This is a genomic window from Paenibacillus arenilitoris, assembly GCF_014705655.1.
Taxonomy (GTDB): Bacteria; Bacillota; Bacilli; order Paenibacillales; family Paenibacillaceae; genus Pristimantibacillus; species Pristimantibacillus arenilitoris.
Genome location: NZ_JACXIY010000028.1, coordinates 64218 through 76707 on the forward strand (window position 1 = coordinate 64218; position 12490 = coordinate 76707).

Sequence of the window (12490 nt, forward strand, 5' to 3'; positions counted from 1 at the left end):
GGGCAAGTCGGATGCGCGGCCTATCGACTGGTTATAGCAACACCGCTCCAGCAGCCCTCCAATTCCCCCAACTTCCGCTCGATCCGCCTCTACACTAACCTATTCCATTCCAACTGCCTCCCGAATCCCAAACGCTGAACGGCAACCTCCGCTAGCTAAGAATGACGAACCGAAGCAGCCTCGCATGCCTCGCGTTCGCCCTGTGACCGCCTTATTTTGTCCACATCTCCTGTGTCGGAATGTTGAACAGCGACACGATGGCCCCGCCCGTCGGTTATACTAAGCACAACTACAAAACTTCTGTTAAAAGAGGGATAAGCTTGCATACGGCACAGGCACTTTACCACGAAGCGAGAGCATTCATAGAAACTTGCTATACGGAAACAGGCAAGGCGGAACTTATCGAGGGCAGACTGAGGCAAATTCAAGCCGACATCGAGCAATCCGGCTATTATGAGCATACGGAGGAAGAACTGACTTACGGGGCAAAAATGGCATGGAGAAACAGCAATCGCTGCATCGGGAGATTATTCTGGCAATCGCTGGACGTCATCGACGCCAGGCATCTTGCGACGGAAGAGGACATCTGCGGCGCCCTCCTGCGCCACATCCGAACGGCAACGAACAACGGCGCCGTCAAACCGACCATTACGGTGCTGAAGCCGGCCGTCCGGCAGCGGCAGCAGGTTCGCATCTGGAATCATCAGCTGATCCGCTACGCCGGATACGAAACGGAACACGGCATCATCGGAGACCCGGCATCCGTATCCTTTACGAAAGCATGCATGGAGATGGGATGGTCCGGACCGGGCACCCCTTTCGATGTATTGCCGCTCGTCATACAGCACGGATCCCGCAAGCCGAAATGGTTTGATATCCCGGAGGAGCTCGTGCTCGAGGTGCCCATTTCCCATCCGAGCCATCCTGCCCTGGACGAGCTCCGGCTCAAATGGTACGCCGTTCCGATCATCGCGGATATGCGGCTTGAAATCGGAGGCATTGCGTACACGGCCGCGCCGTTCAACGGCTGGTACATGGGAACGGAGATCGGCGCGCGGAACTTGGCCGACCAGGACCGCTATAACCTGCTCCCGCGGACCGCCGCCCTTCTCGGGCTCGATTCGCGCAGCAATGCGACGCTTTGGAAAGACCGGGCGCTGATCGAGCTGAACATCGCGGTGCTGCATTCGTTCAAAACGGCCGGCGTCAGCATCGTCGACCATCATACGGCGGCCGCGCAATTCGGGCGGTTCGAAGAGAAGGAGGCGGCATGCGGACGCCAAGTAACCGGCGACTGGTCCTGGCTGATTCCGCCCGTCTCTCCCGCTGCCACGCACATTTTCCATAAATCCTACGACGACGCGCGGGCCCGCCCCAATTTCTTTTACCAGGAACCGCCCTTTGAATGACCGTACAAGGAAACCGAGATTCGGTTTCCTTGCGCAAGAACGCAAGAAGACGACCACCGTTTTTGCGTCGCTTTGTTAGGCCGAACGAACCTCAAGGCTATGCCCAGTTCCCTGCCCGAAAGACGGGCTCGATCGTACCGTCCGGCAATTCGCCGTCAATGTCCAGCTCGGCGGAGCCGATCATGAAATCGACATGAGTCAGGCTGACATTGGCGCCGCGTGCGAGCAGCTCGTCCTGCCCCAGCTTCGTCCCGCCCTCCAGGTTGGAGGGATACGCGCTGCCGAGCGCCAGATGGCAGGAAGCGTTCTCGTCGATGCCCGTATTGTAGAAAATCCGCTTCATGCGCGAGATCGGCGAATCATGCGGAACCAGCGCCACCTCGCCCAAATAGGATGCGCCTTCGTCCGTCTCCAGCAGCGAGGTCATATGCTCACGGCCCGAAGCCGCGTCGTATTCGACAACCTTGCCGTCCTTGAACGTAAGCTTGAGGCCTTCGACGAGCCGTCCGTTCAGGTTAAGCGGCATCGTGCTGGACACCGTCCCGTTCACCCCTTCGCGGCGGGGCATCGAGTAGACCTCTTCCGTCGGCATATTGGGGACGAAATAAACGCCCCGCTCGTTCTCTCCGCCGCCGCCGCGCCACAGATGGCCTTCCGGCAGCTCCACGCGGAGATCGGTGCCCGGCGCGCGGTAATGCAAGCTGCGGTACCGCTTGGCGTTCATCCGCTCTTGCGCTTTTTTCAGATGCGCGATATGATCCCGCCAAGCCTGGACGGGGTCGTCGGCGTGCACCCGGTTCATCCGGAACACCGCTTCCCACATCGCGTCCGCGCGGCGCTCTTCGGGCAGATCGGCGAATACTTTATCCGCCCACGCACGCGTCGGCGCTTTGATCAGCGACCAGCTGATGCGGTGGTTGCGGGTATACGCCTGATAGTTTTTGCGGGCGACGGCGGCCGCCTTCACCGCTGTCGCGACCTTCTTCGAATCGATGCCTTCGAACAGCGCGGGATCCGGCACTTTGATATGCAAAATCGCGCCGCCCTCTTCGGCCATCCGCTCCAGCGCGTCGGCCTGCCACTGCGGATAATAGCCGAAGGAATCCTCCGGCGCCTTCTCGAACCGAATGCGCGTAACCGCTTCGTCCTCCCAATCGACCAGCACCAGCTTGGCGCCCGCTTCGTACGCCTTGGCCACGACGAGACGGGTGAATTCCGCCAATTCCAGCGGCGAGTGCACGGTCAGCACCTGTCCGGGCTGCACGTTAACGCCGACTTTGACGACCAGATTCGCGTATTTCGCCAGCAGTTCCTTAAATCCGTCCATCATTCCATGCCTCCATTCCGGTTTAAACGGTACCGTACCAGTGTACCACCGATGGCCGCTTTCATGAAATGAGCGTAGCAGATTGATGGTCCGATCGGCCTGCGATCCGGCTGACCCGAATATACGAAAAAGACCTTCCGCTGCCGGAAGGCCTTCGTCTCCATTCGTATGCGCTTATTGCTGCTGCGCCTGCAGGTACTCGCCAAGACGGTCCCAAGTTTCGGCAATCCCTTGCTCCATCCCCATCTCGATGACGGATTTGAGCGCTTCTTCGGAAACGTACACGCCGCGGTTGACGATCTTCGTCTTGCCGTCCTCCTCGATGAAGGACATCGTCACTTCGGTCGCAGGCATCTCGTCCGATTCCGTCCCTTCGGCATCCGAGAAATAGTCGGTGTAGACGATTTGATTCGGCTGGTCGATCTCTTGATAGACCGACTTGCCCCACGATTCGTAGCCGAAAAAATCCCCCTGGTTCTTGTCGACGCACTTCATGCAGTAGTGCCAGAAGCCGCCCGGACGAAAATCCATGTTCGATACGGTAACTTCCCAGCCGCGCGGTCCCCACCACTTCTTCAAATGCTCGGCATCGGAGAACACCTTGAACACGAGCTCCCGCGGCGCATCGAACACCCGCTCCAGCGTAATGACATTTCCGTCTACCTTCGTAATCATCTGGCTTGCCATAATTAAATTCCTCCTAATAATGGTTTATAATTTGTAATTGAAAAACGATAAGGTTAATCCCGTTCCCGATCTTGCCCTTCCTGTCCGTCATGTCCGTCATGTCCGTCCTGCTGGTTTTGCCGTTTCAGGTTTTGCAGGTAATTCTCCAAGTTATCGAACCGTACGTTCCACAAGTGGCGGAACGTTTCAAGCCAGCCGTCCAGTGCCCGAAGCGGCTCGAGCAGCAGCTTGTAATGGCGCCGGTTGGCGTCCGCGTGCACTTCGACCAGTCCCGCCTCGAGCAACACCTTCAGGTGCTTCGATGCCTGCGGCTGGCGGAGACCGAGGCGGTCGGCGATTTCTCCGACGGTAAGCGGTCCATCCAGCAGCAGCTCGACGATCCGCAAGCGGTTCTGCTCGGCCAGCGCGCTAAACGTCGCGGCGTCCATCGCTCGTAAGCTCCTCTAACAAATCCGTTGCTCCTTGGAATACGGCGCAGCCATTTGTTGCGGAATTACTCATCTCGAATCACCTCGTTTCGTAGATCGTACCGTATCCTTGACTACAATATACCACTTAGAGAATATTCCTGTCAATGAATATTCAAAAAAACTTTCCGGGCAAAGAAAAGAACGCCCCCGAAGAGGGCGCCTCGCCCCGAGAAGCTATTAATAATAGCTTCTCGTGTCCTTGTTTCTTCCGAACTTGTAAATTGCGATCAACGTCAGCGTCAGCGCGAACGCAAGCAGCGTCGACAGGTTCCGGACAATGCCGGCGATCCCTTCGCCCTGCTGCAGCTTGCCGAACGCGTCGAGCAGCCAATGCTGGGGCAGGAAGTCGGCGATCAAATGGAACGTCTCCGGCATGAGCTCGATCGGGAACATGCATCCGGCCAGCAGACAAGTCGGGATAATAAGGGTGCTTTGCAGCGTGTTGGCAAACATCGAGCTGCTGGAGAATGCGACGATGACTAGGGACAGGCTGACGGCCACCAGGGCGAACAGCAGCAGGTAGACCAGCATTTGCCACAGCGGAATGCCCGTATCGATTTTGAACAGCCATACCATAACGAGCAACGTAACCGCGCTTTGGATCATCAGCATGACGATATTGACGATAACGTTCGATATGACGTACGCCCTTGCCGAGACCGGAGTGGATTGTATGCGGTAATAGGTCCGGTTCTCCCTCTCCTTGATCATGATGCCGGACAGGCTGATGGCGGAGAACATCATGAAGACGATCAGATAGCCCATGCTCCGGTTGGCCGTCGAATAATCGGTCGCAAGGTCCTCGACCTCGCTTGCCTCGTAGCGGAAATCCGCCTCCCGGTAGCCGGCATAGAGCGCATCGAACGCCGCGTCGTCTCCGCTTGCCGCCTGGCCGATGGAGGCGAGATTGCCCACGTACGGATTCAAATACATCGTGACGTAAGGCGCAACCTGCGAGTCCTTCACCGCCGCGATCCGGACGGCCTCGGGCTCGCCCTTCTTCAAGCCGTCCGCGAAACCTTGCGGGAAGATGACCGCCGCATCGAGCTTGCCCGAGGCGACCAGCTCGCTTGCTTCCGCCTCGCTCGTCTCCGTCGCCTCCATATGCGCAAGCCCGCTCACGAACAAGGCCGCGTCCCGGGTAACCGCCTCGTCTCCGTCCTGATTGACGATCCCGATCTTCAGCGCAGCATCTCCCGCGCCGCCGTTAATGAGCATGGAGAGCACGATGCCAAGGATGGGCAGCACGATATACATCAGCACGTTTTTATAGTTTCTGAACGTATTCAGCAGCGTCTTGCGGATTAACCATATCGTATCCGTCACTTACAATCCCTCCCGTCTCCGCAACGCTGCGACGGCGACCGCCAGCAGCAATACGGAAAATCCGATATTGATCAGCATCGCGATCGACGCCGTCGCATAGCTGTCCGAGTAAATCAAATGCACGAGCCCGTCATTGGTCCAGCGAAGCGGCGAATAGCGGGCGACTTCGCTGAACCATGTGCCGTCGTCGGCGATTCGATGGTAAGACCCCCCGAATAAAGCGACCAGCTGGATGATCGTCATCGTAACCGCTCCCGCTGCGCTGCTTTTCAGCATATAGCTGACGCCGATCCCCAGGCTGAGCGCGAATGCGATCTGCGTCGTCAGCACCAGGAACACCATCCACAAGTTGTCGCCCCAGTTCGCTCCGAACATGTACTTGCTGATCAGGACGACCGCGATAATCGATGCCGTATTCGCGAGCAGCATGCCGAGTATTTTGCCCGCGAAGATGTCCATCTTCGAAATCGGCGCCGCGAGCAGGCGAACGGCCGTATTTCGTTTCCGTTCGTCTTCGATGAACAGTCCCGCCGATAATGCGATGTACATGACGATCAGCGTCGTCATCGCGATCGCGTAATAATCGATCGCTCTCGGCTGCATCGGCGCGTCAATCGCCGTCTCCTGCACGTAATCGGCGCCGGCGCCGCCGGGCCATGCCGGAATTTGCGGGCCGGACGGATCCTTCGCCGCCTCGGCGGCCAGCTTGTAGCGGTCCGCGAACGCCGCGAGCAACCCCTGCACGATGCCATCCTCGATGCCGCTGCGGTTGTTGCCGTAATAGCGCAGACCCGCTTCGGTTACTTCGACGTAGCCGGTGTACGCTTTATTTTGCACGCCGAGCTTGCCGTCCTCCGCGCCGGATCCCCGCTCGAAGCGGACACCGCCCGCTTCCGCGTCCCGGATGAATCGTCCCCAGGCTTCGGCCAGCGCGCCTTCTCCGTCCGGCGCTTCGTAGAGCACCCGGATTTCCCCGACGGTCGCGCTGCCGTTGAAGCTGTTCGTAAAGGCCGTGCCCATGATCAAAATAAGCAAGACCGGCGTCGCCAGCATCATGATGATCATTTTAACGTCGCGAAGCGTCGCCCATTCCTTGATTGCAATTCGCCACATATTCAATCTTACCGCCCCCTTCTAGCGCTTCGCTTCATTAATCCCGCAGGCTGCGTCCGGTCAGCGTCAGGAACACCGTCTCCAGGTTCGGCTCGTTCGCCGCCATCGAGCGAATCTCCATGCCGCTCGCCATCAGCTCCTGCAAGATGCTGCTCAAGTTGTTTACTTCCGCGTCCGAACCGATGCTGAGCACGTTGCCTTCCAGCATGACCGTATTGACGCCCGCGATCCGCTTCAGCTTCTCCGCCTGCAGCCCTTCGGCCGATCGCAGCTCGATGCCGATATCCTTCTGGTTCGTAATGATCGCCTTCAGCTGCGCTTTCGTTCCTTCGGCAATGATCTTGCCGTGGTCGATAATCGCGATCCGCGTGCACAGCTCCTCCACTTCCTCCATGTAGTGGCTCGTGTAAATGATCGTGCTGCCCATCTCGTTCAGCTTCTTCACGGAATTCAAAATGTAATTGCGGGACTGCGGGTCGATGCCGACCGTCGGTTCGTCCATAATGATCAGCTTCGGCCGATGGGCGATCGCGCAAGCGATGTTGAGGCGCCGTTTCATGCCCCCGGAGAACGACCTCGGGTAGCTGTCGCGCTTGTCGCTGAGCCCGGTGAAAGCCAGCGCTTCCTCGGCCCGGCTTCGCAGCTCCTTCCCTCTTAATCCGTACAGTCCGGCAAAAAACTTGACGTTCTCGCAGGCCGTCATGTCCTCGTAAATCGCCAGCTCCTGCGGCACGATTCCGATATTAGATTTGGCGAACTTGGTGTGCTTCGCGATATTTTTGCCGAGCAGCTCGATTTCGCCGCCCGTGACCCGCAGTAGCGAGGCCACCATGTTAATGACCGTGCTTTTGCCGGCGCCGTTCGCGCCGAGCAGTCCGAAAATCTCGCCTTCCTTGATCGTGAGCGACAAGCGGTCCACCGCGACGAAATCGCCGAATTTTTTCGTAAGCTGATTGATTTGAAGTACGTTCATTCCTCATCCTCCCGTTTCGTTTCGATCTACAACCATCGTACGAAAAAAAGATGAACCTGCGTAGTGCACAAGTTCATCCTTTGACCATGAGAAATTTCATGCCGGGCTTCCCCGGTTTTTCACGTCGCGTACGGCATGAGCGTCGTAACCGTGAAGCCGCGAGAGCCGTCGACGACGACGGTGCCGTTCACGGCCGCCGTTCTCTCCTCCATGCCGATCAGGCCGAGACCCTTAATGACCTTCGGCGAGCCGACGCCGTTATCCGTGACGGTCGCCTTGATATAGCCGTTCAGCACCTGAATATGGACCGAGACGGCCGAGGCCCTCGCGTATTTCATCGCGTTGGTGAGCGCTTCGGTCACGTTCTGCTGAATGATTTTCCAATGAAGCGGCGTTATCCGGTCGAGATCGCCGTCGTAGGTGAGCGAGGCCTGGACCGGGTGCGACGCGGCGAACTCGTCGATGAACAATCTCATCCGGCCCACGCCCAGCTGCTCCGTCAGCGGCTTCATGTCTTTGAGCACGAGCCGGATGCTCTCGATGCCGTCCTTCGAAATGCGGATCGCATTCTGCAGCAGCTCGGAAGACTTGTCCGGATCCGAGGCCATGAGCCGCTTGGCCGCCTCCATCTGAATGAGCGCGCCGGTCATGGAATGGCCGATCTTGTCGTGAATTTCTTGCGAGAGCCGGCTCCGCTCCTCCAGCTTGAACGTATATTCGGACTGCCGGATATATTCGTTGTTCTCGCTTAAGCTCTTCGTCAGCCGGTGCACGTCGGCGCGCATCGCCTCCCCCGCATCTCTGCTGGCCGCGAGCTTGCCCGCATAATCCGCGAGCATCGCGTTGTACAGAAAACAAAACGTCGCGATAAATCCGTATAAGGCCATATGATCCGGAGGAAGAAAGGGCAGCGGAACGAGCATGGCAAGAAAGATCGGCCATTTGTTCCTCAAGAAGGAGGAAGCAAGCTCGTACAAATTCATGGGGAGCAGCAGCGCGAACAACGGGTAGCCGCCATAGGCGACGATGCCGATGAAAAGGGCCGACAACGCCGGAAACAGCGGCTTCAGCCCGCTCTCCTGCAGCAAGTAGGCGGATAGATTGAAGCAAATATACAGTAAAAGAAGAGTCGTGTACCACGCCGGAACGGCCTGAGGCGCGAGGTAGGCCATGACCGAGACGTACGTTAACAGAAGCGCTTTGCAGCCGATCGTCCAAAGCTCCGCTTTTAATCCGCGCGCGACCACTTAGTTGACTTCTCCCGTCAAATAATAGATCGCGATCTGGGTGCGGTGCGACAGCCCGGTTTTGCTCAGGATCGACGTAATATGGTTAGCGACGGTCCCCTCCGACAAATAGAGCTTGCCCGATATTTCCCGGTTGGACAACCCCTTGCCGATGAGCGCCATGACGTCCAGCTCCCGTTCCGTGAACAGCGACCGGTCGATCTTGCCGCCCGCCTCCGCCGCCTGCCCCTCCTTCGGCTGGGCCAGCCCCGGCTTCAGCTTGTCGAGCACGACGTCCTGCAGGACGTGATGGCCGTTATGGACCGTTCGGATCGCGTCGCGAATCCGGTCCGGATCGTTGTTTTTGAGCAAATAGCCTTTCGCCCCGTACGCGATCGCGTCCTGGATGAAGCGGTCGTCGTCGAACGTCGTCAGAATGAGCGGCTTCGTCGCCGTCTCCTCCGCGAGCAGCCGGGTCGCCTCCACTCCGTTCATGTTCGGCATCTGGATGTCGAGCAGCGCCACGTCCACCTCGTTGCTGCGGCAGAACTCCACCGCCGCCCGCCCATCCTCGACGGTCGCCAGCACCTCGAACTCCGGGAACGTCCCGAGTATAATCTTCATCCCTTCGCGGACGAAGGAATTGTCGTCGGCAATAATGACCTTGATCTTCACGGCATCTCACGCTCCTATTCACTCCTACTATACAATTGCGACGGGAGATGCACAACGGCGGAAATCCGATGTTCGAAGCAGCCGGTCGATCGTCCGCATAAGTTGCTAGCGGGAAGGTTATACCCTAAGATAGAAGGGACAAAAAGGACGAAGAGGAGTTGACCATAGATCATGAAACAGGAAATCATCGAAAGATTCGTCCGCTACGCCAAGGTCGCCACGCAATCCGACGAGGCAAGCGAGTCCTGCCCTTCCACGCCGGGGCAGCTGAACCTGGCCCGCCTGCTTGTGGATGAGCTGACGGCGATCGGGATGCGGGAGGCGTCGATGGACGAGAACGGTTACGTCATGGCGACGCTTCCGGCCAATACGGACGCGGCCGTCCCGACCATCGGCTTCCTGGCCCATATGGATACCGCCACCGACTTCACCGGCGAAGGCGTCAATCCGCAGGTCGTGGACGACTACGACGGGAACGACATCGTCCTGAACGAGGAGCAGCGGATCGTGCTATCCGCGCGCGACTTCCCCGCGCTTCCCGGCTACAAGGGGCATACGCTGATCACGACCGACGGCACGACGCTGCTCGGCGCCGACGATAAGGCCGGCATTGCCGAGATCATGACCGCCATGGCCTACCTGATCGCCCATCCGGAGATCAAGCACGGCAATGTGCGCGTCGCCTTCACCCCCGACGAGGAAATCGGCCGCGGCGCGCACCGGTTCGACGTCGCCGCCTTCGGCGCGGATTACGCCTATACGATGGACGGCGGCCCGCTCGGCGAGCTTCAATACGAGAGCTTCAACGCCGCGGCGGCTGCCATTACGGTCAAAGGGAAAAACGTGCACCCGGGCACGGCCAAGAACAAGATGGTCCATTCCGCCAAAATCGCCATGGAGCTGCACGGCATGCTGCCCGCGAACGAAGCGCCAGAACATACCGAAGGCTATGAGGGCTTCTATCATTTGATCGAAATCGAAGGGGACGTCGAGGAGACGCGGCTGCGCTACATTATCCGGGACTTCGACCGCGAGCGGTTCGCCGCCAGAAAGGATGAGCTATCCCGCATCGTGGAGGAGCTTAACGCGAAGTACGGCGCGGAGCGGATCTCGCTTTCGCTGAAGGATCAATATTTCAATATGAGGGAAAAAATCGAGCCGGTCATCGACATCGTGGAAACGGCCCGCCGGGCCATGGAAAATCTCGGCATCAAGCCGGTCGTCGAGCCGATCCGCGGCGGCACGGACGGCTCCCAGCTGTCCTACAAAGGGCTGCCGACGCCGAACATCTTCACCGGCGGAGAGAACTATCACGGCCGCTACGAGTACGTGTCGGTCGATAATATGGAGAAAGCCGTCCTGACGATCGTCGAGATCGTCAAGCTGTACGGGGATAAGAAGTAGCTTAATTCGCGGAATCGTTCCGCGTGCAAGTTAACGAAAAATCTTCGTCGTTCATCCACAAAAGATAGGGGAGCGGACATCCGGCCAAGGACCGTCCGCTCCCCTCCCCAACGGAGCAATTTCCGTCTTTTATTTATGCCGCCCTTTGCACTTCCGCTTCCGTGGTTTACAAGGAATATCCTTGCACGGAATCTCTTCGCAGCCCTTAAATGGAACCGTGCATTTTTTTACTTTAGGAATATACTTGATAGTGACGTAAGTGACGGTACCCTTATACTTTTTGAAACAACGTTTGTACGGTTTAATTGGCGGAATACAGCAGTTATGCTTCTTGTGCTTTCTTTTTTTCACCGTTACGTCTACCCCTCCATGTCGTTAATTTCGGGATAGTATACGTACGCCGGTAATCCGTTGATCTATATATTCGCCTAAACATGAAAGAAATGTAAAAAAAGAGGAAAAAACCGCGAATGATTTAAATCATATAAGATTACTAAGAATTAATCATGGAAGGTGTTGATTCGTTATCCGGATAACGTGCAGGAGATCGATCTTGTGCTGCGTATGTTCGTGATACAGCCACTTCTCCTAAAAGCGATCGACGAACAAAACGCCGTTCAAATAATCGATCTCGTGCTGCTTGCGGATCAGCACGATTTGGACGCTATAATAGGCGCCGTGCAGCATCCACCTGGCCAGCTTCTCGCCGAGCGTCGACGAGCCGTACGGCTTATCGAGATCCGCATCGGTCAAGGCGGCAATCGCCGCGCTCAACTCGGATGCAATCGCATGCGTCCTAGCATCGTTTTCCCGCCATTCGCGCTCGTCCCCCCCCCCTGCATCAGGCTCGCCGAACGTTGCTTCGTTGCTGCTTGCGCCCGAGCCGACGGACTTGCCCGTTAGTCGGTTAAGCATCCGCTCGTTATAGTAATTGACGTGGTTAACCGTCTGCCAGGTCGAATTGCCGCCGCCGTCCAGCGCGGCGACAAGCGGCACAATCCATTCCACCTGGTCCCATGTATTCGATTTTTGGAGCGCGAGCAAATCTACCCGGTTCTTACTCATCCTTTTCCACTCTCTCCCTTTTGTCTGAAGAGTATAAAGTAAATTGTTTGATTGCCGATGCTTCAATAAGCTAACGGGCAGATTTGCGTAGTGAGTGATCCTTCCCATTGGAATTACAGAGACCTTGAATGATCGAATGAAAATAATTTTGTTTCATGGTATCCTTGAAGAAAATGGGGGTGCTGTAATGGTACAACGAAATGAGCTGCAGAAATTAATCAAACTTACAGGCGAACGAGCTAAACTCGACGCTAAGGCGAACCAGTCCTACGTTGTATATATAGATTCGAATGGCAATATGATCAAGGAGTATTTCAATGGAATAAAGGAACTCCTGAAAGACGAGGACCAAGAGCATGGTTGAACCTAAAGCCATGATGTATGTTTTTGCCGGAAATAATGGCAGCGGAAAAAGTGAACATAGATCCGGATGCACTAGCCAGACGTATTAATTCCATGGAGCCTGAAAAGGCACGGGTTTCTGCTGGTAAGGAGGCCATACGATTAGCCCGTGATTGTATTAATCATCAACGCGACTTTTCGATTGAAACTACCCTGTCTGGCGGAAATGCTACTAGACTTATGCAGACAGCCACTTCCGTGCAAAATCTGCTTAAACATCTAGATTTGATCCATTATTTGCTTGTCATTGACAACAGCTCATTGGATGGTGAATTCGTACTCGAGGCTGAAAACGGATGGATTAAATATCAAAGTTCTGGAATCCCGGACTGGGTACTTCCGATTCAAAACCAGCTTCAAAAAAATTAAAGAGTCTGACTGGTGTTTTTAGTGGTTTGCCCAGCGGCAACTAT

12 protein-coding genes are annotated in these 12490 nt (G+C 56.7%); 3 read left to right on the forward strand and 9 right to left on the reverse strand.

Features of this window, described 5'->3' with window-relative positions; all coding sequences use genetic code 11:
- Positions 1–320 precede the first annotated feature (320 nt).
- Entirely contained in the window at positions 321–1409 is a 1089-nt protein-coding gene (locus IDH41_RS21990; protein ID WP_223829951.1) for a nitric oxide synthase oxygenase, read from the forward strand.
- Positions 1410–1506: 97 nt separating this feature from the next.
- On the opposite strand, the gene IDH41_RS21995 is transcribed toward IDH41_RS21990, so the two are convergent.
- The 8 genes from IDH41_RS21995 to IDH41_RS22030 form a co-directional block, all read right to left on the reverse strand.
- Positions 1507–2736 carry an aminopeptidase gene (locus IDH41_RS21995; protein WP_190864989.1) on the reverse strand — a complete coding sequence of 410 codons (1230 nt, stop codon included), beginning with the start codon at positions 2734–2736 and terminating at the stop codon, positions 1507–1509.
- Between the two features lie 174 nt (positions 2737–2910).
- Positions 2911–3423, reverse strand: a complete 513-nt coding sequence (locus IDH41_RS22000) for an SRPBCC domain-containing protein (RefSeq protein WP_223829952.1) — start codon at positions 3421–3423, stop codon at positions 2911–2913.
- Between the two features lie 53 nt (positions 3424–3476).
- Positions 3477–3851 (reverse strand): ArsR/SmtB family transcription factor, encoded by a 375-nt coding sequence (locus IDH41_RS22005; RefSeq protein ID WP_190864898.1) that lies wholly within the window; start codon positions 3849–3851, stop codon positions 3477–3479.
- A gap of 219 nt (positions 3852–4070) precedes the next feature.
- Positions 4071–5219 (reverse strand): ABC transporter permease, encoded by a 1149-nt coding sequence (locus tag IDH41_RS22010; protein WP_190864900.1) that lies wholly within the window; start codon positions 5217–5219, stop codon positions 4071–4073.
- Positions 5220–6332 (reverse strand): ABC transporter permease, encoded by a 1113-nt coding sequence (locus IDH41_RS22015; RefSeq protein WP_223829961.1) that lies wholly within the window; start codon positions 6330–6332, stop codon positions 5220–5222.
- A 37-nt stretch (positions 6333–6369) separates the two neighbouring features.
- Entirely contained in the window at positions 6370–7305 is a 936-nt protein-coding gene (locus tag IDH41_RS22020; RefSeq protein WP_190864904.1) for an ABC transporter ATP-binding protein, read from the reverse strand.
- Between the two features lie 119 nt (positions 7306–7424).
- The gene (locus IDH41_RS22025; protein ID WP_190864993.1) at positions 7425–8477 is read right to left on the reverse strand and encodes a sensor histidine kinase; all 1053 of its coding nucleotides are present in this window, start codon (positions 8475–8477) and stop codon (positions 7425–7427) included.
- Positions 8478–8552: 75 nt separating this feature from the next.
- Positions 8553–9206 carry a response regulator gene (locus IDH41_RS22030; RefSeq protein ID WP_190864906.1) on the reverse strand — a complete coding sequence of 218 codons (654 nt, stop codon included), beginning with the start codon at positions 9204–9206 and terminating at the stop codon, positions 8553–8555.
- A 171-nt stretch (positions 9207–9377) separates the two neighbouring features.
- On the opposite strand from IDH41_RS22030, the gene pepT reads away from it, so the two are divergent.
- Positions 9378–10610: a peptidase T gene (pepT, locus tag IDH41_RS22035; RefSeq protein WP_190864908.1), complete on the forward strand. Its 1233-nt coding sequence runs from the start codon at positions 9378–9380 to the stop codon at positions 10608–10610.
- A 588-nt stretch (positions 10611–11198) separates the two neighbouring features.
- On the opposite strand, the gene IDH41_RS22040 is transcribed toward pepT, so the two are convergent.
- Complete coding sequence (locus tag IDH41_RS22040; protein WP_190864910.1) at positions 11199–11675, reverse strand: DinB family protein; 477 nt, start codon at positions 11673–11675, stop codon at positions 11199–11201.
- Between the two features lie 387 nt (positions 11676–12062).
- On the opposite strand from IDH41_RS22040, the gene IDH41_RS22045 reads away from it, so the two are divergent.
- On the forward strand, positions 12063–12446 hold the full coding sequence (locus IDH41_RS22045; RefSeq protein WP_223829953.1) for a hypothetical protein: 384 nt from the start codon (positions 12063–12065) through the stop codon (positions 12444–12446).
- Positions 12447–12490: the final 44 nt, after the last annotated feature.